This is a genomic window from Sphingomonas kyeonggiensis (assembly GCF_030812785.1).
GTDB lineage: Bacteria > Pseudomonadota > Alphaproteobacteria > Sphingomonadales > Sphingomonadaceae > Sphingomonas > Sphingomonas kyeonggiensis_B.
The window spans coordinates 799,807-821,901 of the sequence record NZ_JAUSTJ010000003.1 but is presented as its reverse complement, the minus strand read 5'-3'; the positions used below and the strand labels follow the sequence as shown (position 1 = coordinate 821,901).

The 22,095-nt window shown below is 67.0% G+C and carries 20 protein-coding genes and 1 pseudogene; 11 read left to right on the top strand and 10 right to left on the bottom strand.

Annotation, left to right across the window (positions count from 1 at the left end):
• Window positions 1-36: 36 nt before the first annotated feature.
• From rpoC to J2W22_RS21355, 3 genes are all read left to right on the top strand, one after another.
• Entirely contained in the window at window positions 37-4,326 is a 4,290-nt protein-coding gene (gene rpoC / locus J2W22_RS21365; protein WP_307120295.1) for a DNA-directed RNA polymerase subunit beta', read from the top strand.
• 183 nt (window positions 4,327-4,509) lie between these two features.
• A complete protein-coding gene (locus J2W22_RS21360) occupies window positions 4,510-4,941 on the top strand; it encodes a hypothetical protein (RefSeq protein ID WP_307120294.1) in 432 nt (143 codons plus the stop codon).
• Window positions 4,942-5,032: 91 nt separating this feature from the next.
• The gene (locus J2W22_RS21355) at window positions 5,033-6,679 is read left to right on the top strand and encodes a hypothetical protein (RefSeq protein ID WP_307120293.1); all 1,647 of its coding nucleotides are present in this window, start codon (window positions 5,033-5,035) and stop codon (window positions 6,677-6,679) included.
• Between the two features lie 79 nt (window positions 6,680-6,758).
• Here J2W22_RS21355 and J2W22_RS21350 read toward each other — a convergent pair whose 3' ends face one another.
• Window positions 6,759-7,184: a heavy metal-binding domain-containing protein gene (locus tag J2W22_RS21350; RefSeq protein WP_307120292.1), complete on the bottom strand. Its 426-nt coding sequence runs from the start codon at window positions 7,182-7,184 to the stop codon at window positions 6,759-6,761.
• 123 nt (window positions 7,185-7,307) lie between these two features.
• Here J2W22_RS21350 and J2W22_RS21345 point away from each other — a divergent pair, with 123 nt between their 5' ends.
• The 3 genes and pseudogenes from J2W22_RS21345 to J2W22_RS21335 all read left to right on the top strand — a co-directional run.
• Window positions 7,308-7,904 carry a hypothetical protein gene (locus J2W22_RS21345; protein WP_307120291.1) on the top strand — a complete coding sequence of 199 codons (597 nt, stop codon included), beginning with the start codon at window positions 7,308-7,310 and terminating at the stop codon, window positions 7,902-7,904.
• Complete coding sequence (locus J2W22_RS21340) at window positions 7,901-8,392, top strand: hypothetical protein (protein WP_307120290.1); 492 nt, start codon at window positions 7,901-7,903, stop codon at window positions 8,390-8,392. Before J2W22_RS21345 ends, J2W22_RS21340 begins: the two co-directional genes overlap by 4 nt.
• Before the next feature lie 106 nt (window positions 8,393-8,498).
• Window positions 8,499-8,846 (top strand): annotated as a pseudogene (locus J2W22_RS21335) (YciI family protein); the annotation flags it as partial.
• 81 nt (window positions 8,847-8,927) lie between these two features.
• Here J2W22_RS21335 and J2W22_RS21330 read toward each other — a convergent pair.
• The 3 genes from J2W22_RS21330 to J2W22_RS21320 form a co-directional block, all read right to left on the bottom strand.
• Window positions 8,928-9,191 (bottom strand): hypothetical protein, encoded by a 264-nt coding sequence (locus J2W22_RS21330; RefSeq protein ID WP_307120289.1) that lies wholly within the window; start codon window positions 9,189-9,191, stop codon window positions 8,928-8,930.
• Window positions 9,192-9,235: 44 nt separating this feature from the next.
• On the bottom strand, window positions 9,236-10,162 hold the full coding sequence (locus J2W22_RS21325) for a sulfotransferase domain-containing protein (RefSeq protein ID WP_307120288.1): 927 nt from the start codon (window positions 10,160-10,162) through the stop codon (window positions 9,236-9,238).
• 220 nt (window positions 10,163-10,382) lie between these two features.
• A complete protein-coding gene (locus tag J2W22_RS21320) occupies window positions 10,383-11,552 on the bottom strand; it encodes a carbohydrate porin (protein ID WP_307120287.1) in 1,170 nt (389 codons plus the stop codon).
• Window positions 11,553-11,678: 126 nt separating this feature from the next.
• Here J2W22_RS21320 and J2W22_RS21315 point away from each other — a divergent pair, with 126 nt between their 5' ends.
• From J2W22_RS21315 to J2W22_RS21295, 5 genes are all read left to right on the top strand, one after another.
• Window positions 11,679-13,442 (top strand): methyl-accepting chemotaxis protein, encoded by a 1,764-nt coding sequence (locus tag J2W22_RS21315; RefSeq protein WP_307120286.1) that lies wholly within the window; start codon window positions 11,679-11,681, stop codon window positions 13,440-13,442.
• A 166-nt stretch (window positions 13,443-13,608) separates the two neighbouring features.
• Window positions 13,609-15,867 (top strand): TonB-dependent receptor plug domain-containing protein, encoded by a 2,259-nt coding sequence (locus J2W22_RS21310; protein ID WP_307120285.1) that lies wholly within the window; start codon window positions 13,609-13,611, stop codon window positions 15,865-15,867.
• 82 nt (window positions 15,868-15,949) lie between these two features.
• Window positions 15,950-16,456: a DUF1993 domain-containing protein gene (locus tag J2W22_RS21305; protein WP_307120284.1), complete on the top strand. Its 507-nt coding sequence runs from the start codon at window positions 15,950-15,952 to the stop codon at window positions 16,454-16,456.
• Entirely contained in the window at window positions 16,456-17,325 is an 870-nt protein-coding gene (locus tag J2W22_RS21300) for a 2-dehydropantoate 2-reductase (RefSeq protein ID WP_307120283.1), read from the top strand. The genes J2W22_RS21305 and J2W22_RS21300 overlap by 1 nt, the downstream gene beginning before the upstream one ends.
• A gap of 25 nt (window positions 17,326-17,350) precedes the next feature.
• Window positions 17,351-18,118 carry a GGDEF domain-containing protein gene (locus J2W22_RS21295; protein WP_307120282.1) on the top strand — a complete coding sequence of 256 codons (768 nt, stop codon included), beginning with the start codon at window positions 17,351-17,353 and terminating at the stop codon, window positions 18,116-18,118.
• 62 nt (window positions 18,119-18,180) lie between these two features.
• On the opposite strand, the gene J2W22_RS21290 is transcribed toward J2W22_RS21295, so the two are convergent.
• The 6 genes from J2W22_RS21290 to J2W22_RS21265 all read right to left on the bottom strand — a co-directional run bounded on the left by J2W22_RS21290 (window position 18,181) and on the right by J2W22_RS21265 (window position 21,914).
• The gene (locus J2W22_RS21290; protein WP_307120281.1) at window positions 18,181-18,429 is read right to left on the bottom strand and encodes a hypothetical protein; all 249 of its coding nucleotides are present in this window, start codon (window positions 18,427-18,429) and stop codon (window positions 18,181-18,183) included.
• A 103-nt stretch (window positions 18,430-18,532) separates the two neighbouring features.
• Window positions 18,533-19,153 (bottom strand): ATP-binding cassette domain-containing protein, encoded by a 621-nt coding sequence (locus J2W22_RS21285; RefSeq protein WP_307120280.1) that lies wholly within the window; start codon window positions 19,151-19,153, stop codon window positions 18,533-18,535.
• Window positions 19,143-19,832 (bottom strand): molybdate ABC transporter permease subunit, encoded by a 690-nt coding sequence (gene modB, locus J2W22_RS21280; RefSeq protein WP_307120697.1) that lies wholly within the window; start codon window positions 19,830-19,832, stop codon window positions 19,143-19,145. The genes J2W22_RS21285 and modB overlap by 11 nt, the downstream gene beginning before the upstream one ends.
• Before the next feature lie 9 nt (window positions 19,833-19,841).
• Entirely contained in the window at window positions 19,842-19,994 is a 153-nt protein-coding gene (locus tag J2W22_RS21275; protein WP_307120279.1) for a hypothetical protein, read from the bottom strand.
• Window positions 19,995-20,086: 92 nt separating this feature from the next.
• Window positions 20,087-20,815: a molybdate ABC transporter substrate-binding protein gene (gene modA / locus J2W22_RS21270; protein WP_307120696.1), complete on the bottom strand. Its 729-nt coding sequence runs from the start codon at window positions 20,813-20,815 to the stop codon at window positions 20,087-20,089.
• An 85-nt stretch (window positions 20,816-20,900) separates the two neighbouring features.
• Window positions 20,901-21,914 (bottom strand): phytase, encoded by a 1,014-nt coding sequence (locus J2W22_RS21265; protein WP_307120278.1) that lies wholly within the window; start codon window positions 21,912-21,914, stop codon window positions 20,901-20,903.
• Window positions 21,915-22,095: the final 181 nt, after the last annotated feature.

Here is a 22,095-nt window from a genome sequence, read left to right as displayed (position 1 = left end):
GCCCAGAAGAATTTGACCCTCCAGAGGGACTAGAAAATGAACGAACTTACCAACTTCGCGAACCCGCTCGCCAAGCCGGAGACCTTCGACCAGATCCAGATCGGGATCGCGTCGCCGGACCGCATCCGCAGCTGGTCGTTCGGCGAGATCAAGAAGCCCGAGACGATCAACTATCGCACGTTCAAGCCCGAGCGTGACGGCCTGTTCTGCGCGCGCATCTTCGGTCCGATCAAGGACTACGAGTGCCTGTGCGGCAAGTACAAGCGCATGAAGTACAAGGGCATCGTCTGCGAAAAGTGCGGCGTGGAAGTGACCGTCTCGAAGGTCCGCCGCGAGCGCATGGGCCATATCGAGCTGGCCGCCCCGGTCGCGCACATCTGGTTCCTGAAGAGCCTGCCGTCGCGCATCGGCCTGCTGCTCGACATGCAGCTCAAGCAGCTCGAGCGCGTGCTGTACTTCGAGTCGTACATCGTCACCGAGCCGGGCCTCACCCCGCTCGAGAAGTTCCAGCTCCTCACCGAGGACGAGCTGCTCGACGCGCAGGATGAATATGGCGAAGACGCGTTCTCGGCCGGCATCGGCGCCGAGGCGGTCAAGATCATGCTCATGGATCTCGACCTGGAAGGCGAGCGCAAGGAGCTCCTCGAGGAGCTCGCGGTCACCAAGTCGGAGCTGAAGCCGAAGAAGATCATCAAGCGCCTGAAGGTCGTCGAGAGCTTCATCGATTCGGGCAACCGCCCCGAGTGGATGATCCTCGACGTCGTGCCGGTCATCCCGCCCGAGCTGCGCCCGCTGGTGCCGCTGGACGGTGGCCGCTTCGCGACCTCGGATCTCAACGATCTGTATCGCCGCGTGATCAACCGCAACAACCGCCTGAAGCGCCTGATGGAGCTGCGCGCGCCGGACATCATCGTCCGCAACGAAAAGCGCATGCTGCAGGAAGCCGTCGACGCGCTGTTCGACAATGGCCGCCGCGGCCGCACCATCACCGGTGCGAACAAGCGTCCGCTCAAGTCGCTGTCCGACATGCTCAAGGGCAAGCAGGGCCGCTTCCGTCAGAACCTGCTCGGCAAGCGCGTCGACTATTCGGGCCGTTCGGTCATCGTGACCGGTCCGGAGCTCAAGCTGCACCAGTGCGGCCTGCCGAAGAAGATGGCGCTCGAGCTGTTCAAGCCGTTCATCTACGCCCGTCTGGACGCCAAGGGTCTTTCGATGACCCTGAAGCAGGCCAAGAAGTGGGTCGAGAAGGAGCGCAAGGAAGTCTGGGACATCCTGGACGAAGTGATCCGCGAGCACCCGGTTCTGCTGAACCGCGCGCCGACGCTCCACCGTCTGGGTATCCAGGCGTTTGAGCCGGTGCTGATCGAAGGCAAGGCGATCCAGCTCCATCCGCTGGTCTGCTCGGCCTTCAACGCGGACTTCGACGGTGACCAGATGGCCGTCCACGTTCCGTTGAGCCTCGAGGCCCAGCTGGAAGCGCGCGTCCTGATGATGTCGACCAACAACATCCTGTCGCCCGCGAACGGCAAGCCGATCATCGTGCCGTCGCAGGACATGGTGCTGGGTCTCTACTACCTGTCGATGCTCAAGGAAGGCGAGCCCGGCGAAGGCATGCTGCTGGGCGACATGGCCGAAGTGCACCAGGCGCTCGAGGCCGGCGCCGTCACCCTGCACACCAAGGTGATCAGCCGCGTCCCACAGACCGACGAAGAGGGCAACCAGTACCTCAAGCGCTTCGAGACCACCCCGGGCCGCATGCTGCTCGGCGAGTGCCTGCCGAAGAGCCACAAGGTGCCGTTCGACACCGTCAACCGCCTCCTCACCAAGAAGGACGTGGGCGACGTGATCGACGAGGTCTATCGCCACACCGGGCAGAAGGAGACCGTGCTGTTCGCCGACGCGATCATGGCGCTCGGCTTCCGTCACGCCTTCAAGGCGGGTATCTCGTTCGGCAAGGACGACATGATCATCCCGCAGCAGAAGGAAGCGATGGTCGACGAGACCCGGGCGCTCGTGAAGGACTATGAGCAGCAGTATCAGGACGGCCTGATCACGCAGCAGGAGAAGTACAACAAGGTGATCGACGCCTGGAGCCGCTGCGGCGACCAGGTGGCGGGCGCCATGATGGACGAGATCAAGGCTGTGAAGCGCTTCGAGGACGGCCCGAACAAGGGCCGCGAGAAGCCGATCAACGCGATCTACATGATGGCCCATTCGGGTGCGCGTGGTTCGCAGGCGCAGATCAAGCAGCTCGCCGGCATGCGCGGCCTCATGGCCAAGCCGTCGGGCGAGATCATCGAAACGCCGATCATCTCGAACTTCAAGGAAGGCCTGACCGTCCTCGAGTACTTCAACTCCACCCACGGCGCCCGCAAGGGCCTGGCGGATACGGCGCTCAAGACGGCGAACTCGGGTTACCTGACCCGCCGTCTGGTCGACGTGTCGCAGGACTGCGTGATCATGGAGCTGGACTGCGGCACCGAGCGGGCGCTGGAAATGCGCGCGATCGTGCAGGGCGGCTCGACCATCGCTTCGCTTGGCGAGCGTATCCTGGGCCGTACCACGGCCGAGGACGTGGTCGACAAGGACGGCAATGTCGTGATCCCGACCGGCACCCTGCTCGACGAGCCGGCCGTGGCGAAGATCGAAGCCCTGAACATTCCGGGCATGAAGATCCGCTCGCCGCTGGTCTGCGAAGCCAAGATCGGTGTCTGCGGCAAGTGCTACGGGCGTGACCTCGCCCGCGGTACCCCGGTGAACATCGGCGAGGCCGTCGGCGTCATCGCGGCGCAGTCGATCGGCGAGCCGGGCACGCAGCTGACCATGCGTACCTTCCACATCGGTGGTGCGGCGCAGCTGAACGAAACCTCGAACCTCGAGGCAGCTGTCGACGGTACCGTCGAGTTCCGCGACCTGCGTCTGATCGAGGATCAGCGTGGCCGCCGCGTGGTGCTCAGCCGTTCGGGTGAGATCGCCATCCTCGACATGGAAGGCCGCGAGCTCGCGGTCGATCGCATCCCCTATGGTGCGTATGTCATGTTCGACGACGGCCACATCATCTCGAAGGGTGATCGCATGGCCGAGTGGGATCCGTTCACCATGCCGGTGATCACGGAAACCGGCGGTGTCGTGAAGTACCAGGACCTGCTCGACAACAAGACGCTGACCGAGCAGGTCGACGAAGCGACGGGCATCGCCCAGCGCGTCGTCACCGAGTATCGCGCGGCCAGCAAGTCGAAGGAGGACCTGCGTCCTCGCCTGACCCTGACCGGCGAAGGTGCCGCCGAAGCCGCCCGCTACATGCTGGCGCCGGGCGCGGTGCTCTCGGTCGAGGACGGTGCGACCGTGCAGGCCGGTGACGTTCTCGCCCGTGTCGCTCGCGAGTCCGCCAAGACCCGCGACATCACCGGCGGTCTGCCGCGCGTCGCCGAGCTCTTCGAGGCCCGCAAGCCGAAGGAGAATGCTATCATTGCCAAGGTCTCGGGCCGTGTCGTGTTCGGCAAGGACTACAAGGCCAAGCGCAAGATCGGCATCCAGCCCGAGGACGGCGGCGAGGTCGTGGAGTATCTGGTTCCGAAGTCGAAGGTGATCGACGTCCAGGAAGGCGACTACGTCAAGCGTGGCGACAACCTGATCGGCGGCTCGCCCGATCCGCACGACATTCTCGAGGTGCTCGGCATCGAGCCGCTCGCGGAATATCTCGTGTCGGAAATCCAGGAAGTCTATCGACTGCAGGGCGTGAAGATCAACGACAAGCACATCGAGGTGATCGTTCGCCAGATGCTGCAGAAGGTCGAGATCACCGAAGCCGGCGACACCACCCTGCTCCCCGGCGAGCAGGTGGACCGTTCGGAGATGGACGAGACCAACGAGAAGCTGGCTCCGGGTCAGGCCCCCGCACAGGGCAAGCCGATCCTGCTCGGCATCACCAAGGCGTCGCTGCAGACCCGCAGCTTCATCTCGGCGGCGTCGTTCCAGGAGACCACCCGCGTCCTCACCGAGGCTGCGGTCCAGGGCAAGCAGGACACGCTGATCGGCCTCAAGGAGAACGTGATCGTCGGCCGTCTCATCCCCGCCGGCACCGGCGCGGGCATGAACCGTCTGCGTGTCGCCGCGACGAGCCGCGACGCCGCCCTCCGCGTCCAGCAGCGTGCGCTGCAGAACGCGCTGGTGGCGCCGAACTCGGCCGCCGAGGAGCGCGCCGCCGAGCACGCCCGCTCGGCGCGTGACGCCGAAGGCACCGGCAGCGATCCGCTCGCCTCGGTCGTGCCCTCGGGCCATGGCACCGATGCCGATGCCGGCGAGTATCTGAACGAAGGCGAATGATCGCCTGAGTTCAGCCGTTCTTCGCGCTGACAAGAAACGCCGCCGTCCGGGCAACCGGGCGGCGGTTTTCTTTTGGGCGGCAGGTCGAGCGGTTTGCGCGCTCGCCCGGGAACAGCGCGATTGCCAATGTCACGGGGCTCCGGCGAGAATGCACGCGGGGTGGCGGCATTGCTGGAGAGAATCTTGCTGCGACTCCTCCCCACCGCGTTGCTTCTGCTGGCGCCCGTCCCGATCGCCGAAGCTAGCCCCGTCCCCACCGCGCAAAAGGCCGGGCGCTGCTCGATCGATTCACTGCCCGAGCCCGAGAAGCGCCGGCTGATCGACGGCTATACCGCGCGCTACAAGCGCCAGGGCAAGGCAGCTGCCAATGCCTGGGCGAAGTCGCAAGAAGAGGCGAGCTACCGCCAGCTCGTCGTCCAGGGCGACTGCCCCGCCACTCGGGTCGCGGCACCGAGGGCCGCCGCCCCTGCCCCCGCACCTGCGCACACGAGCAGAAAGGCGATCCTAAACAAGCAGGGCAAGCCGTGCCGCAACATCACGGTGGAGAACCAGGTTTTCCCCGGCTTTGGCGGCGAGCCGATGCGCATGGCGCTGGTGCAGGTCTGCAAGGACTGACCTCGCCGGATCGGCGCGAATTTTCGTTTCGCTCAGCGCGTGTTCAACTATCCGCCCCCAAAACTCTGCTGGAATTGCTGGGGGAACTTCGATGTCGCGTTTCCAGTGGCTCGCTGTCGCCTTGTCGCTGTTCGCCGCCCTGCCCGCCTCGGCGCAGACCGATGACGGCGGCCAGGCGATCGTCGTGCAGGGCGAAACCGGGAAGAAGAGCGACTGGAAACGGGCCGAGAGCGATCACGTCATCGTCTTCAGCGACGGCAGCGAAGCCGAGCTGATCCGCGTGACCAAGGATCTGGATCGCCTCTATCTGCTCCTGTCCCGTATCTTCCGCCGTGGCGAAGCGAGTGACGACACGGTCAAGCTGCAGGTGGTGCTGTTCGAGTCCCCTCGATTCCAGAAGAATATGGGCCTCGCCAACCAACGCTGGCTGGAGGGCCCCTATTTCAAGGATTTCCCCGAGCAGCGTTATTATGATCCGCGCGAAGACGGCCCGATCCTTGCGGTTTCGCGCACCGACCAGCTGATCGACCTCAATACCGCCATCGCCGCCGATCATGCCTGCGAGGCGGCAGTGGCGGCGGGCGTCCCCTGCCGCGAACCCCAAATACCCCCGTTCGTGCGCCGGTGGGAATCGGTGCTGTTCGGCGCCTATGCCCAGCATTTCCTGCTGACCTACACCCACGCCATCTATCCGCGCTGGTATATCGACGGCGTCGGGGCGATGTTCTCGACCACCGACGTGCGCGGCGACGGCACGATCGACTATGCACGGATTCCGGAGGAGATCGACCAGATCCTCTATTCCTATGGAACGGTCCGGTCCGACGACGTGCTGACCGGACGCTATCTCGACAAGCCTTCCAACGTGATGCTCTGGACGCCCTATCACGCCTGGGTGATCGCGCATTACTTCCTGTTCTCGAAGCTCAAGCCCGAAGAGAGCAGGCAGTTCGCCCGCTACATGGCCGCCGTCCAGCGTGGCGTGCCGCTCGCAAAGGCGGCCGAGGCGTTCGGCGATACCGGCGGCCTGCGGCAAAGACTGTTCGTCTATGCCAACAAGCGGACGCTGTACGCGCGGACCGCGAAGCCCAGCGAGCCCGTGAAGGAGCCTCTGATCACGCGCCTTTCGCGCGAAAGCGCCGCGCTGGTCGACGCGCGCGTCGCGCTCGGGGCGCGTGTGAACGACGCGGAATGGCTGGATGCCTTGCGTATCCGCCTGGCGGGGAGCGGATCGAACGATGCCCGCCTGCTTCTCGCCGAGGCGGAATGCCGTAGCGACCATCCGGACGCCTGCCTCGCCACGGCCGAGGCCCTGCTCGCCGACGATCCGGACGATGTGCGTGCCCTGGCCTGGAAGGGAGCCGCATTGACCCATCGCGCGATCGCCGGGCCACCAGCCACGCGCGAAGCCGGGCTCGCCGCCGCGCGCGACACCTTCCAGCGCGCCATCGCGCTCGATGGCCAGGCGCCGCTGCCCGCGATCGGTTATTTCCGCAGCTTCACGCTGGCCGGCACCCGCGTGCCTGAATCGGCGATGATCGGCATGGCGCGGGCCCTGCAGCACGTTCCCGGAGCTGCATCGGCCCGCCTCCAGTTCGGTGAGGAACTGCTCCGCCAGGGCCAGAACGAGACCGGCTATCGCGTGCTCTATCCCCTGCTGTTCGACGCCGGGAACACCGCCGAACAGAAGACCGCGCGGAACCTGCTCGGCGGTGCGCGGCCATCGGGGCAACCCTGATCGTGGCCCTCCCTGAAAGGAAAACCGCCGCCCGGCGTACCGGACGGCGGCTGTTTCTCGCGTCGGAGCGACGCGGTACTTAGTTCGTGGCGGCCGCCGGAGTCGGGGCCGGAGCCTCGCCGGGCGCCAGGAACTTGATCGCCGTGCCGGTGGCGTTGGTCTTGCCCCAGCTGAACGCGCTGACGTGCGAATCGCCGTACTTGGCGTTGATCACCGCATCTGCGCCCAGCTTCTCGGCCCGCTCCCAGAGCTCGCGATAGATCTTGCTCTGCGACGCTTCCTTGCTGAAGATCGTCGCCTTGCGGACGCCGGCCTTCACTTCGCCGAGCACCTTGTAGGGGCGGTCCGGAAGGTCGGTCGCGAACACCGGCACGCCGACGTCCTCGTTGACGACGACATAGTGCTTCTGCCCCTTCTTGTCCTGCTTGTCCTGTGCAGAGACCAGCGACGGCGATGCCACCAGAATCGAAACGGCAGCGAGCGCCGCGAGACGCGTGAACTTCATGATTGTCCCCCTTGGTAACCCGAATCCCGTCCGGGTAACGAGAACCTGCCTCAAGCTTGGGAATTCGACAAGCGCTTGCCAAATGCTTTGGCAGCGGGAATATTTCCCGAAGGGGGACTTGTCATGATCTTTATTAGCCTGATGGCCTTCGGGGCTTTCTGTACCGCTGCGCAGGATGTGCCGGCAGCAACGGCCACGCCGACTCCGGCGGCGGTAGTCGCGGCACCGGCGGCCTTGCTGGTGACGCTGCCGCGCGACACGCCGGTGGAGCTGATCGCGACTCGCGAAGTCAGCACGGCGAACGCCAAGCCCGGCACGCCGATCAAGCTTCAGGTGCGCAGCGCAGTGCTGATCGGAGGCCTGACGGTGATCCCGGCCGGGACGCCGGCCTGGGGCGAGGTCGTCACCGCAAGCGATGCCGGCGGCCTGGGCAAGTCGGGCAAGATGACCGCGCGGCTGAAGCACGTCCAGCTCGGCGATGTGGAGATCCCGCTCGACGGCGAGATCAGCAGCAAGGGCCGCAAGGGCTCGGTGGCCGGTGCCGTGCTCAGCGGCGGCCTGATGGGCCTGTTCCACCGCGGCAACAACGCCAAGATCAAGGCCGGCGAAGTCGTCAGCAGCTTCGTCGCCGAGGAGGTCGTTCTCGACTATTCGGGCGCTGCAGTACGGCGGGCGCCGGGAACGGTCGCGACGCCCGCTCCGGCCCCCGGCACGCGATGATCGTCGCGCTGCTGCTCGCCCCGTTGCTGGGGGCCGCGCCGCCCGCGAAGTGCGAGCGGGACCTGACGCTCGCCGAGGGCACCGCGATCCGGCTGCTCACCGCGGAGCGGCTGTCGAGCAAGCGCGCCGCGACCGGCGACATGGTGGCGCTCACCGTTGCCGAGGACGTGAAGATCGACGGCGTCGTGGCGATCCCGGCAGGCACGCCCGCCAAGGGACAGATCACCGACGCCAGCGGCACCGGCGCGCTCGGCACCTCGGGCAAGCTGGCATTGCGGCCGCTCTACCTGCAGCTGGGCGAGACCATCGTCCGGCTCGACGGCCGGGTGAGCCGCGACGGCGGCCTTCCCGCGGGGACCGCGATCGGCATGGTCGCGATCAGCGGATTGTTCGGTGGACGAACCGCGGAGGTGCCCGTCGGATCGTCGCTCGACTCGACGGTAAAGCGCACGGTCACGCTGCATGTCACGCTGACCGAAGGCTGCTGAGCCCGCCGCGAGAAATTTTTCTTCCCCCCTGTCGATTTCCATCCCGCCCGTTCGTCGTCAGGATGCGAGGCAATGGCGCTTCGTGCGAACCATGAGGAGATGAACGATGCGGGTGATGGTGCTGGTCAAGGCGACCGCGGACAGCGAAGCGGGCCTGATGCCCTCGACCGAGCTGCTCGACGCGATGATGAAGTATAATGAGGAGCTGGTGCAGGCCGGGATCATGAAGGGCGGCGACGGGCTCAAGCCCTCCTCCGCCGGCAAGCGGATCGCGTTCGACGGCCCGGGCCGCACCGTGATCGACGGCCCCTTCGCCGAGACGCGCGAGCTGGTCGCCGGCTATTGGCTGTGGGAAGTCGCGGACATGGACGAGGCGATCGCCTGGGCTAAGCGCTGCCCCAATCCGATGCCCGGCCCGAGCGAGCTGGAGATCCGCCCCTTCTACGAGATGGCCGATTTCGGCGCCGAGCTCACGCCGGAGATCATCGAGCGCGAGGCCCGGCTGCGCGCGCAGGCCGAGGGCTAAGCCTCGGGCTTAGTCCCGCTCCAGCCTCCAGGCGGCGTCGAGATATTTCTCGGCTGCCGCCTTGAGCGCCGGCTCCTCGTCAAACGCCTCGGCGGGCAGCGGGGCGATGCCCAGCCCTTCCATCACCACCCACAGCGCGAACTTGCGCGAGGGTTCCTGCTCCACGCCGAAATCGATGCGCAGCCGCTCCTCGCCGCGTTCGCGGACGGAAGTGTCCAGCGCCTCGGGTTCGTCGGTGCCGAAATAATGGGTGAGCAGTGCATCGAGGTCCATGCGCCCTACTTCGGCGCACGGACCTCGATCTGCAAGCGGGGCAGTTACGCCGCCCTGCCGCTTGCAAGCCATGCGGCGCATTCGGGGCCGAGCTCGGCCAGCGCGGCCGCCTCGTAGCGGGCGATATCCTGGGCGGTCAGCATGTCGCGCCAGCGGCCATTGGTGCCCTTGTTGATGAAGGTCTCGGCGCCGCCATCCCAGAACACGCCACCCAGCGGGGCGACCTGGCCGGCATTGGCCTTCATCCAGTCGAAGCTGCAATGGCGCAGCACGCGCGGCCAGGTCTCGGCCGCCACGTCGATCTCCAGGAACTCGGCGATCCGGCGGATCTCGCCCGCCATGTCGCGCTTCAGCGCCTCGAAATGGACGAGATGGACGTTGGGCAGGTCGCGGATCGCCCACCAGCTGCGGACATTCTCCCAGAATGGCCAGAAGGGCGCGCCATCGGCCTCGAGCCATTCGCGGAAATAGGCGATCACGTCCGGGTTCGCGCGCGGGATCGGCGGACCGACCCGGCCCGGCGTGTCGTTGAGCGCGGCATACCAGGCGTCGGTCGCGTGGAGATGATGGTTGTGCAGGCTCCAGGCCACGTCGCGCCCGTCGCGCGCGACATAAAGATACTTCGCCCTGGGGCTGAAGCGCAGCGCGTCGACCGGCAAATGCGTCTTCAGGATCCGCCGGTGCGTCTGCTCCTCCAGCGCGGCGAGCTTGGCCAGCGCCGGCGGCACGCGCAGATCGACCCAGGGCGAGATCTCGGCGACCGACACTTCGGGATCGCCGTTGAAGATCAGCTGCGCGACGATCTGCTGCGTCCAGGTCGTCCCCGCCTTGGCATAAGTCGCGACCACGACATCGTCGCGGCGGAAGACCAGGTCGTTCCACACGGTCGAATCGAAGTGATGATTGTGCACTTCGCGCAGCTTGCGCGGGGACGTCGCCGGAACACGCGCCGGCGCAAACGTAACGGGCATTTCGACAGGTCCTACATGGCCGAGGCGAGGTGAACTATGAACGCAACACACCAGCGTCAATTGTCAAATCACGCCAAGTATTATCGAGATGCATGCAAGGCATAACCAAGTGTAATGCCCTGCATCCATCAATACCCGCCGAATCCTAGAGAGAGCATCCTCCTCGCTCAATTCCTCACTTTTACGGATATACTCGCACCATATTGGCGCAATCCTGAGATCAGAATTCCAGCGTCGCCCGCAATGTGGCGACGGTGACACGCTGTGCATCCCGGTCGCCACCACGATTCCAGATAAACTGCAGATCCGGCTGCAAAGTCAGGAACTTGGTGAGCTTGTCGGAGAAGGTGAACTCCACCGCATTCTCCGCCGCGGCGGTGCTGATGCCATCCCCGCGCAGCAGGTCACGATAGCCCTTCGACAGATAGGCCTGGTTCACGCCGACCGAGACCTGGCTGTCGTCGCGCCCGGGCACGACATGGGTGGCGAGCACGCCCGCCTGCCAGCCGCCCTTGTAGGGGGTGGTCTTGCCGTCGGAGATGCCGGCACGGACGAACAGGCTGGTGGCAAAGGGGCCGTCCTGGCCACCCAGCGTCTTCTCGGCAAGCACATAGGCGCCGCGCGCCTTGCGGCGGACCGGGTCGCCGGCGCCGTCGGTCTCGACGATGTCGTCCTGCTTCTGGCTATAGCCCCAGGCGCCGACGGCCAGCTTGTTGCCGTCCTTCTCCAGCCCCACCTCGCCGATCAGCAGCGCACCGTGATGGAAATCGAGCGCCGAGCCGCGATCGTCGCCGAGCGCGCCCGCCGTGGCGTTGAGCAGCGCGACGCGCGCGAAGCCGACACCGCCGAAGCGCTGCTCGATGCGCACCGCCAGCGCAGTGGTGGGGAAGATCGAGGGGCCGTTGGGACCCGTCGCAGCGATCTCCGAACCCACGCCGAACGCCGGGGCGAGGAGCAGGCCCGAGGCATCGCTGGCATAGAATTCGCTGTTGAGGTCGTAGAGGCCGGCGCGCAGCGTGGTGGCGCCGCCGATCTTCTGCTCGAGCCAGAATTCGTAGAGGCGCAGCTTGGGCGAGGCGACTTCGATATTGTCGACGCCCTGCAGCGTGCCCGCCACGTCATTGGGACGGTCGCCCAGATTGTTGAGCACATCGACATGGAAGCTCGCGCCCTTCCAGCCAACCAGCCGCTCCAGATCGCCATTCGCCTCGATGTTCAGGTCGTCGAGACCGAAGCTGCGCATCTTGCGCCCGTCGGCAGCCACGCCCGACAGGTCGACGCGATAGGTCGCGCCAATGTCGAGCGCCGGATCTTCCGATTCCTGAGCATATGCCGAAGTCGAGAAAAGCAGGGCGAGCGCCGTCGAGGCCCCGCCAAAAGTCCCACGCATGTCCAAAAGCCCCAGTTCGCGACATCCCCAGACACAATAATAGAGGGCTGGGACCGGACTGGTTCGATTCACCCTATAATTGGCTTCGGGGACGGAGCCGCGAAGGCTTCCGTGCGGGAGACTTTCGTGAAGATCACGTCACTCAACAAGGCGACGACGCAGGCGGCGGCCATTCTGATCGGCATCACCGCGCTTTCGGGCGGCACCGGGCTGTTCATCGTCGCCAAGGAGAATGCCGCGATCGCCGAACAGGCCGCGGCGGCCAGCCTGCTCCAGAACCATATGGAAGCGGACATGATGCACGACGCGGTCCGCGCCGACGTGCTCGCCGCGCTGGTCGGTGGAGACGATGCCGCGCGCCGTGAGACGCTCGCCGACCTCAAGGACCATCTCGATACGCTCTCGAAGACGATCAACGAGGACGCAGCCTTCCAGGGCGTCGACAGCATCGTCGCAGCGACCGGCAAGCTCAAGGCGCCGATGGACGCCTATGCCTCGGCCGCGCAGAAGATCGTCGATGCCGCCGGTACCGATCCGGTCGCCGCGCGCACCCAGCTTCCCAATTTCCTCCAGCAGTTCCGCGCCCTAGAGGAATCGATGGCGGCCGCCTCGGACGCGATCGAGAATCACGCCAAGCAGGTCGCCGCCAGCTCGGCGACGCTCGGCACGGTCGCGATGGTGATCCTGTTCATCACCCTGCTCGCCGGCATGGCCGCCGCACTGCTGCTCGCCCAGACCGCGCGCCGCCTGCTCATCCGTCCGCTGCTCGATCTTGCCGGCACGATGCGCGCGCTCGACGGCGGCGACCTGTCGGTCAAGGTGCCGCATGCGGATCGCGAGGACGAGCTGGGCGGCATGGCCCAGGCGATCGACGCCTTCCGCGACAAACTCAAGGCCGCCGAGGAAGCCAAGGAGGCGCAGACCCGCCTGATCGTCGATACCATCGGCACCAGCCTCGACGCGATGGCACGCGGCGACCTGAGCGTAGAGATCAGCGCCGAGCTCACCGGTCCCTTCGCGGCGCTCAAGCGCAGCTTCAACGACGCCGCGCACGGCCTGCGCGCGCTGATCGGCAACGTCGTCACCGGCACAGAGAACATCCGCACCGGCGCCAACGAGATCGCCTCGGCCTCCGAGGACCTCGCTCGCCGTACCGAACGCAACGCCGCGACGCTCGAGGAGACCAACGCGGCGGTCAACGCCATCGACCATCGCCTCAAGTCGATCGCGCTCTCGGCCAACGAGACGCTGTCGCGCGCCGACGGTGCCATCGCCGTGGTCGGCAATGGCCGCGCGATCGCCGACGAGGCGGTGCAGGCGATGGGCCGGGTCAGCGAATCCGCCAAGGGCATCGACTCGGTCATCGAGGGCCTCGACAAGATCGCCTTCCAGACCCGCGTCCTCGCGATGAACGCTGCGGTGGAAGCGGGCCGCGCCGGCGAGGCTGGCCGCGGCTTCGCGGTGGTCGCCGATCTCGTCTCTGCGCTCGCCATGCGCGCCGAAGAGGAAGCCGGCCGCGCCCGCGACCAGCTCACCCACACCCAGGCCGAAGTCGTCACCGCGGTGGAAGCCGTGATGAAGGTCGACGGTGCGCTTGCCGATATCTCGGGCGATGTCGGCCAGGTCCATGCCCTGATCGGCACCATGGCCGAGGACAACAACGCCCAGAGCCATGCGGTCAGCCAGGTCAGCGAGGCGATCGGCGACATGGATCGCGGTACGCAGCAGAACGCCGCGATGGTCGAGGAAACTTCGGCCGCCGCGCGCAACCTCACCCAGGAAGTGGACTCGCTCGCCGACAGCGCCGCGAGCTTCACCATCGACGCGCCACACGCCGGCCACCGCCCCGCGGCGCAGCGTCAGGCGTTGAACGGCGCCACGATGCACTGACCGGATACACCCGCGCAACAAATGTTGCGCGGGTGGCACAGTCTCCAAAAAGAAACATAATCGTAACTGAAACGACTCCGAACCGCCGTGTACGGTTCATCTACGTCCTGTTGAGCGCCCGCTGAGAGCGGGGGCGGGTCGCCCCTTGCGAAAGGGGAACCAGGACATGAACGTTTCGCGCTTACTAGGCGGCGCAGCCATCGCCGTGCTCGCCACCACCCTCGCCGCCGGTGCTGCGCAAGCCCAGGACAATGCGGCCACGGTCGAGACGCCCGCGACCGAGGAGCAGCGCGCCAACGAGATCCTGGTCACCGGCCAGATCTTCTTCCGTAACCGCACTGCGGACCCGAACCCGGTCCTCTCCTACGACCTCGAATATTTCCAGAAGTTCGAGCCGGTCTCGGTCGGCGAGATGCTGAAGCGCGTGCCGGGCGCCACCTTCACCTCGGACGTGCTCGAATATGACCAGGTCCAGTTCCGCGGCCTGCCCGGCGGCTTCACCAACGTGCTGATCAACGGCCGTCGCGCACCCGGCGGCGAGTCCGACGGCACCTTCTTCGTCGATCGCATACCGGCCGAGCTGGTCGAGCGTATCGAGATCGTCCGCGCGCCCCGCCCGGACCAGCCGAGCGACGGCGTCGCCGGCACGCTCAACGTCATCACCAAGGAATCGGCCTCGTTCGAGGGCGGCTTCGGCAAGATCGGCGCGCTGCTCAACACCCGCGACGGCGTGTTCCGTCCCTCGGCCGCCGCGGCCTTTGCCGGCAAGATCGGCGAGAAGACCGATTACTGGATCGCGCTCAACTACCAGAAGCGCCGCAACCCGAAGAGCAAGGTCTCGTACCGGTTCGACGACGTGCCGGTGACCGACGACAAGCGCTTCCCGGGCGATCCGTCGAAGAGCAACTATGTCACCGACCCCGAATTCCATGATTTCGAGGCCCAGAGCGATACCCGCGACGGCAGCGACCTGTCGGGCAGCGCCGAGATCACCACGCGCTTCGGCGATGGCGGCCGGCTGCGCCTCAACGGCTTCTTCGTCGACACGCATCGCGACGAGGACGAGCAGTCGGTGACGCTCGACGACGCCAGCCTCGATTTCGACGGCGTCGAGCTCCAGAAGGAGCGTATCAAGCAGCAGACCTATGCGATCACCGCCGACGCGCGCGTGCCGCTGAGCGACAGCTTCGAGCTGGGCCTGGCCGGCGGCTGGAACCAGTATCGCGAGAACACCCGGACCTCGGTGTTCGAGGGCGACAACGAGAACGACTATAGCGATGTCGACCTGGACGAAGAGGAAACGCTCCACATCAAGGACAGCGAGTGGAGCGGCACGCTGTTCGGCAATTACGAAGCCGGGGCGTTCAAGCTGAAGATCGGCTCGGACTTCCTGTTCAAGACGCGCGACGGCCTCAACGACGGCGTCCTGACCGACATCTTCCGCATCCGCGAGAACCGCTATTCGCCCTATGCCCGGCTGACCTACGACCTGGGCAGCTCGCTCACCATCGACGGCGGCGCGCGCTACGAGATCGTCGACCGCAAGGTGACCGCAACCACCGCTTCGGCCAAGTACAACACCGGCATTCTGAATCCCTCCCTGAGCCTCCGCTGGTCACCCACCGGCGCCGACCAGTTCCGCGCCTCGGTCGCGCGCACCATCCGTCGTCCGGACTATGACCTGCTCTCGCCGATCGAATATGACGAGACGCCGGGCGATGACGACACCACCACCGGCAACCCGGACCTCCGCAACCAGAGCGCCTGGGGCGTGGACGTCGGCTATGAGCGCCGCATCGGCGGCAGCGGCATCGCCGGCGTGAACTTCTTCTACCGCGACATCACCGACCTGATCGAGCTGGTCGCGACCCGCGACAATGGCGCGGGCCAGGATTTCCGTCCGCAGAATATCGGCGACGGCCAGGCCTGGGGCGTGGAGTTCGACCTGTCGGCGCCGCTGACCTTCCTCGGCATGCCCGACACCGGCGTCTTCGCCAACTACACCTATCTCGACAGCTCGACGACCGATCCGTTCACCGGCGAGAAGCGCCGCTTCAATGCCCAGCCGCACCATGTCTACAATGTCGGCTTCATCCAGACGGTGAAGGCAGCGGACGTCAGCTTCGGCGCCACGATCTCGGGCCGCTCCAAGTCGCTCGAGTCGAATTTCGACGAGACGGTGGAGCTGCGCTACGATCCGGACCTCGAGGCCTTCGTCGAGAAGCGCATCGGCAAGCACATCGTGCTCCGCGTCTCGGCGCAGAACCTGCTCGACCGCGTGAAGTACGAAGAGTTCCGCAAATATGACGGCGACTCGCTCGAGGAGATCCTCCAGAACCGCGCCGCCGGCGATCTCGACGAGTACGAGATCGAGCGCGAGCATTCGGGCCCGCTGGTCCAGTTCACCATCCGCGCGGCGTTCTGATGCCCCTTCTCCCTCTCCCCGGCGGGGAGAGGGAGATTCTGGACCGTTGCGAACCCGTTGCGCGCGGCTTATTTGCGCGCCCATGGCGACCGAACTCTACGACCTCACCGTCCCCGTCTTCCTCCGCGGCTTCAAGGCCATGGCGACCTTCCTCGACAAGGCGCGCGCCTGGGCCGATGAGAACGGCGTCCCGCATGCCGAGCTGCTCGAGGCGCGGCTGGCCGACGACATGGCCCCGCTCAGCGCGCAGATCCAGCGCGTCAGCGACGGCGCCAAGTTCGCGCTCGCCCGGCTCGGCCAGATCGAGGCACCGGCCATGGCCGATACCGAGACCAGCTTCGACGAGCTCCAGGCGCGCATCGCCGCCACGGTCGACTTCCTCAAGTCGGTCCCGCGTGAAGCGATCGACGGCCGCGAGGATGCCGATATCGAAGTGAAGACGCCGAACCGCAGCTTCCACTTCAAGGGCCTGCCCTACGTCACCACCTTCGCCCTGCCGAACTTCTATTTCCACATGACCACCGCCTACGCGATCCTGCGCCACAAGGGCGCGCCGCTGGGCAAGATGGACTATCTGGGCGGCATCTGATGGTCCGCATCGCGGTGATCGGCGCGGGCGCCATCGGCGGCACGCTCGCCGCCTGGCTCGCCCAGAGCCATGACGTGACCGTCTGCGCGCGCTCGCCGCTCGAGGATCTCGAGGTCGAGACGCCGGAAGGTCCGATCCGCGCGACCCCGCGCATCCTCACCGATCCGGCCGAGGCGAGCGAAGTCGACTGGGTGCTCTGCACCACCAAGACCTATGACTGCGCCGCCGCGGCCGCCTGGCTGCCCGGGCTGATGGGCGCCACCACGCGGCTGGCGGTGATCCAGAACGGCGTCGAGCAGCGCGACCGCTTCCCGCAGGTGCCGGCCCAGCGCACCGTGCCGGTGATCATCGACCTGCCCGCCGAGCGCACCGCCCCCGGGCGCATCGTCCAGCGTCGCAACGGCACCATCCATGTGCCCGAGGGGGATGCCGGCGAGGCGCTGGTGGCGCTGTTCACCGATACCCCGATCGATGCGCAGACCACGCCCGACTTCGTCACTGCGGCCTGGCGCAAGCTGGCGATCAACTGCTCGGGCATCGTCAGCGCGCTCACCCATCGACCGGCCGAAGTCGCCAATGACGAGGGCGTCGCCGAAGTGATGCGCGCGCTGGTCCGCGAGTGCATCGCGGTAGGCCGCGCCGAAGGGGCCGACCTGCCCGACAAGCTCGCCGACCAGGTGGTGAAATGGACCACCCTCGCCCATCCCCAGTCGCTCAACTCGCTCCACGCCGATTTCCTTGCCGGCCGCCAGACCGAAGTCGATGCGCGCAACCGGGTGATCGTCCGGCTCGGCGAAAAACATGGCATCGACGCACCGATGAACCGCGCCCTCGCGTCTATACTGAGTGCAGCGTCCACACGGAATTAACCGTCACGCGCGCAGGATCGTCGTCATGGAGGCCGGAATTCGCACCTTGCTGTTCAATCGCAGCATCTGGTTCGTCGTCCTGCTGGCGATGGCCGGGCTCTACGCGATCTTCGCCTTCGACATCATCCGCGACGAGACCTCGTCGGTCGCAGACCGCAAGCTGCGCATCGAGCTGGACGAGTTCCTGCTCTTCGCCTCGGCGCTGATCCTGCTGCTGTTCAGCTATGGCCTCAACCAGCAGCGCGCACGCGGGCGCGAGCGGGACCGGCGCATCGCGGCAGAGCGCAGCGCCCGCGACCTCGGCTATCACGACGCGCTCACCGGCATGCCCAATCGCCGCGCCTTCGACGAGGCGCTGGCCAAGCTCAGCCCGAGCGGTCTTCATGCCGTGCTGATGCTCGACCTCAACGGCTTCAAGGCGATCAACGACACCCATGGCCATGGCATGGGCGACGCGCTGCTGCGCGTGGTCGCCGACCGCATCGCCGGCGCGGTGCGCGAAGGCGACACCGCCGCGCGGCTGGGCGGCGACGAGTTCGCGGTGATCACTCCGGGCCTCGCCAATCCCGAGATCGCCAAGCTTGTCGCCGGGCGCCTCGCGGAGAGCATCGCCCGGCCGGTCTTCGTCGAGGGCCGCACGCTGCATGTCGGCACCGGCATCGGCATCGCCCTGTCCCGCGCCGAGAAGCTCGCTCCCGAGGAACTCACCCGCCGCGCGGACCTGGCGCTCTACGCTGCCAAGCGCAGCGAGGGCGTGTCCTTCCGCGTCTACGGGCCGGAGCTGGAGGGCTGACTTCATTCAACTCCCCTCCTTGAAAAGGAGGGGTTATCGGGTGGTCAGCCCTTGTTCGCAGATCACACCCCTGCGCCCAGGATTCCGATCAACATCATCACGGCAAATCCCGCTGTTATTGAGCCGCCTGCAAGGGCGCCGGAGGCAAGGCGAGGATTCTTCGCAGTCCTCTGCGTAACGATCGTCACCGCAATCATCGCCATCGGAATACCGACCAGATAAAAGCTCTCCGGGCCGGGGTGCCCGCCCGAGAACACCGATATCAGCGCAAGGCCGAGCAGCGTCACCCAGAAGAGGATCGCCGCGGTCATGATCCAGCGTAACATCCCTCGTTTATGCCAAGGGGGCTGGATCTCCGCAACTGGAGCGCTTGCGCAGCGTCCACTCTTCCATGCAAGCCCGGGATACCGCCCCTTAGATCTCCACGATCCGCGTCCCCAGCCGCTCGGCCTCGCCCCGGTCGTGCGTGACCATCAGGATCGGCAGCTTCACTTCGTCGCGCAGCCGCTCGATCAGCGTCATGATCTCCTCGCGCCGCGCCCGATCGAGCGAGGACAGCGGTTCGTCGAGCAGCAGGAAGCGCGGATCGGAGAGCAAGGCCCGCCCGATCGCCACCCGCCGCGCCTCGCCGCCCGAGAGCGTGCGCGGCCAGCGGTCGAGCAGATGGGCGATGCCGAGCAATGCGATCGTCTCGTCCACATCCAGCCCCGCACCCTCGCGCCGGCCATAGAGCAGGTTCGCCCGCACCCGCAGATGCGGGAACAGCCGCGGCTCCTGGAAGACATAACCCGCACGGCGCTTCGGTGCCGGCATGCTCCCATAATTCCAGGGATCCCAATCCTCATCGAACAGCGTCTCGCCGGCAACGCGGATATGGCCGTAGCTTGGGTCGATCAACCCGGCGATCATGTTGAGCACGCTCGTCTTGCCCGATCCGGACGGGCCAAAGAGCACGGTCAGGCCATCGATCGGTTCGATGCGGCAGCGAATCTCGGTGTCGCCGACGCGCCCGATGATATCGACGTCAAAGGACATGCAGCCCCCTGCCCGCCCGCCGCGCGATCAACTCGGAGGCGAGCAGCGCCGCCAGCGAGAGCAGCACCGAGATACCTGCCAGCCGCAGCACCTGCGCCTCGCCGTCCGGCATCTGCAGCGCGGCATAGATGGCGAGCGGCAGCGTCTGCGTCTCGCCCGGCACGCTCGACACGAAGGTGATCGTCGCGCCGAACTCGCCCAGCGCCCGCGCGAAGCCCAGCACGGCGCCGGCAAGCACCCCAGGCAGGCTGAGCGGCAGGGTCACGCTCGCGAACACCCGCCAGCGCCCCGCCCCCAGCGTCGCCGCTGCCTGTTCGAGCCGCCGGTCCACCGCCTCGATCGACAGCCGCATCGCGCGCACCATCAACGGCAGCGCCATCACCGCGCTGGCGATCGCCGCGCCGGTCCAGCGGAACAGCACGCTCACGCCGAACCAGTCCTGCAGCCAGCTCCCGATCGGCCCGACGGGCGCGAAGGCGAGCAGCAGCAGCCAGCCGGTCACCACCGGCGGCACCACCAGCGGCAGATGCACCAGCCCGTCGAGCAGCAGCTTGCCCGGAAACCGTCCGCGCGCCAGCAGCCAGGCAAGCGTGAAGGCCACCGGCAGGCAACCGAGCACCGCCACCCCGCCCACCTTGAGCGACAACCAGACGATGCCCCAGAGTTCGGCCGTCATGATCTCACCCGATCAGGCCCCGCCGCGCTTCACCGGGAACTTCAGCAGGCCGAAACCGACCGCGAAGCCGATCAGCAGCCCGATCGCCATATTGTCGATCAGCGCGCCGAGGATGATCCCGCCAAACACGCCCATGGCGAACCCGATCGCTCCGTTCTTGTTCATGCAATGCCCCCCCCGCAATGTCGGCTTCGCGCCGAAGATGTCGCACTAGAGGCTGCGCGGCCGCCCGGGTCAACTGCGCCGCCAAGCGGGCTCTAAAGCGGTCGGAAGCCGAAGCGCCGGAAGATCGCCTTGCCCTCGCCGCTCAGCAGGAAGCGGCGGAACGGCTCGGCATCGGGGCTGGTCGAAGCCTTGAGCCGGGCGAGCGGATAGCGGATCGGCGGATGGCTCTCTTCGGAGAACACCGCCATCACCTGCACCCGCTTCGATGCCAAGGCATCCGTCGCATAGACGACGCCGAGCGGCACCACGCCGCGCTCGACCAGCGCCAGGGCCGCGCGCACGCTCTCCGCTCGCACGACCTGCGGCGCCACCGCCTCCCAGCTCCCGCCATATTCGATCGCTGCCTTGGCATAGCGGCCCGCCGGCACCGAATCCGGATCGGCCAGCGCCAGCTTCGTCCGCCCCAGCCCGCGGAAAACGTCATAGGGCCGCGCGCGCGGCGTGCCCGCCGGCGCTACGATCACCAGCCGGTTGCCGAGGAACGGCGCGCGCGTGCCCGGCACGATCAGCCCGCGCTTCTCGATATCGTCCATCCAGGGCTCGTCGGCCGAGACGAACAGGTCCGCGGCCGCCCCTGCTGCGATCTGCCGCGCCAGCGCCGAAGACGCCGCGAACGAGCAGACCGGCCGAGCGCGGCCCTTCGCCGCCCAGGCATCCGCCGCCGCGGTCATCGATTCCTGCAGGCTCGCCGCCGCCAGCACCAGCGGCGCCTTAGCGCTCGCCAGCGCCACGCGCGGCCCGGCCAGCGCCGCCACGCCCATGCCGGCGAGCAGCGCCCGCCGGTCGATCCCTTGTCTGGTCGTCATGTCCACTGCCTGACAGCCGCCGGCCGGTGAGACAAGGCCCTCACTTGAGCCGTAGCGCCCTGCGCACGTCCGCCCAGCGGACCAGCTTGAAGTTCTGCGCGGCCGGCGCGTTGTCGCCATCCTGCGCCAGCATCAGCCCGCCCTCGAGCCCGGGCCCGAAGCCCGCGGTCGAAACCTCGATCCCGTCGGTCTCGCTGGTCGCGCCGAACTTGCCCGCAGCGATCCGGAAGCGCCCGGCATAGGCCATGTCCCGCAGGCGCCACAGTGCGTAGGCGTTGTCGCCCTGGCTCGACACGACCAGATAGCCGCCCCGCGCGCCTTCCGCCGCGATCGCCACGCCCTCGACATCGGCCACCAGATGCCTGCCGTCGGCCACGATTACCTTCTCGCCGGCAACCGGGTCCTTGCCGTTCGCGCCGAAGCGCCACACGCCGGCATCCTCCTCGCCCACGAACAGCTGGCCGGTGCGGTCGTCCGCCACGCAGCCCTCGGACTGGGTGGCGAGCTTCATCGTCCGCACCCGGTCAGCCTTGATCGCCCCGCCTTCGCGCAGCACTTCCATCTGCACGATGGTGCCCGCCTTGTGCACGACGAAGGCATAGAGCCTGCCCCCGCGCGGGGCGTACATGCACAGGCCGTATGCCTCGCCCGCCCCGGCATCGAAGCGGCCGATCTCGCGCAGCGTCGCCGCCTTGGTGTCCAGCGCATAGAGCGCCAGCTTGGCCGCCGTCTTGTCGTTGCGGTCGCTCGCCGCGACGATCACCTGCCCGCCCCATACGCGCAGGTCGACATTGTTCACGCGGCCCGCCGGCAGCGTCGAGCGCAGCTTGCCCGACAGGTCATAGACGTTGAGCCCGGCCTTCTTGTCGGTCGCGACGATCAGGCTGTGGCGGGGATCACGCGGGTTGCGCCAGATCGCGGGATCGTCCGCCGCATCCTCCAGGCTTGCCACGGCCGCCGTCTCGCCGATCGCCTTCACCTCGGCCGTAGGCACCTCCTGCACGGCGGCAGCGGCGGGTACGGCCTGGAGCAGCATCATCGTGGCAAGCAGCATCGGGTTCCCCTTGGTTACGAAGCCGGGCTCTATAAACGCAGTGCGACGTATCGATGACAATTCGGCGACGCCTTTCGCGGCGCCCGATGACAAAATATCGCGGGTCCGGCGGGCACCCTCCGCCTCGGTTCGTCGCAGGTCTCGCCCGAACCACCCGCTCCGGCACGGGCCTTGCCGGGGG

What these genes read in the sequence shown, in the direction of transcription:
- rpoC (WP_307120295.1), top strand. Translation starts at nt 37, where the DNA reads ATGAACGAACTTACCAACTTCGCGAACCCGCTCGCCAAGCCGGAGACC.
- J2W22_RS21355 (WP_307120293.1), top strand. Translation starts at nt 5,033, where the DNA reads ATGTCGCGTTTCCAGTGGCTCGCTGTCGCCTTGTCGCTGTTCGCCGCC.
- J2W22_RS21350 (WP_307120292.1), bottom strand. Translation starts at nt 7,184, where the DNA reads ATGAAGTTCACGCGTCTCGCGGCGCTCGCTGCCGTTTCGATTCTGGTG.
- J2W22_RS21345 (WP_307120291.1), top strand. Translation starts at nt 7,308, where the DNA reads ATGATCTTTATTAGCCTGATGGCCTTCGGGGCTTTCTGTACCGCTGCG.
- J2W22_RS21340 (WP_307120290.1), top strand. Translation starts at nt 7,901, where the DNA reads ATGATCGTCGCGCTGCTGCTCGCCCCGTTGCTGGGGGCCGCGCCGCCC.
- J2W22_RS21330 (WP_307120289.1), bottom strand. Translation starts at nt 9,191, where the DNA reads ATGGACCTCGATGCACTGCTCACCCATTATTTCGGCACCGACGAACCC.
- J2W22_RS21325 (WP_307120288.1), bottom strand. Translation starts at nt 10,162, where the DNA reads ATGCCCGTTACGTTTGCGCCGGCGCGTGTTCCGGCGACGTCCCCGCGC.
- J2W22_RS21320 (WP_307120287.1), bottom strand. Translation starts at nt 11,552, where the DNA reads ATGCGTGGGACTTTTGGCGGGGCCTCGACGGCGCTCGCCCTGCTTTTC.
- J2W22_RS21310 (WP_307120285.1), top strand. Translation starts at nt 13,609, where the DNA reads ATGAACGTTTCGCGCTTACTAGGCGGCGCAGCCATCGCCGTGCTCGCC.
- J2W22_RS21305 (WP_307120284.1), top strand. Translation starts at nt 15,950, where the DNA reads ATGGCGACCGAACTCTACGACCTCACCGTCCCCGTCTTCCTCCGCGGC.
- J2W22_RS21300 (WP_307120283.1), top strand. Translation starts at nt 16,456, where the DNA reads ATGGTCCGCATCGCGGTGATCGGCGCGGGCGCCATCGGCGGCACGCTC.
- J2W22_RS21295 (WP_307120282.1), top strand. Translation starts at nt 17,351, where the DNA reads ATGGAGGCCGGAATTCGCACCTTGCTGTTCAATCGCAGCATCTGGTTC.
- J2W22_RS21290 (WP_307120281.1), bottom strand. Translation starts at nt 18,429, where the DNA reads ATGACCGCGGCGATCCTCTTCTGGGTGACGCTGCTCGGCCTTGCGCTG.
- J2W22_RS21285 (WP_307120280.1), bottom strand. Translation starts at nt 19,153, where the DNA reads ATGTCCTTTGACGTCGATATCATCGGGCGCGTCGGCGACACCGAGATT.
- J2W22_RS21275 (WP_307120279.1), bottom strand. Translation starts at nt 19,994, where the DNA reads ATGAACAAGAACGGAGCGATCGGGTTCGCCATGGGCGTGTTTGGCGGG.
- modA (WP_307120696.1), bottom strand. Translation starts at nt 20,815, where the DNA reads ATGGGCGTGGCGGCGCTGGCCGGGCCGCGCGTGGCGCTGGCGAGCGCT.
- J2W22_RS21265 (WP_307120278.1), bottom strand. Translation starts at nt 21,914, where the DNA reads ATGCTGCTTGCCACGATGATGCTGCTCCAGGCCGTACCCGCCGCTGCC.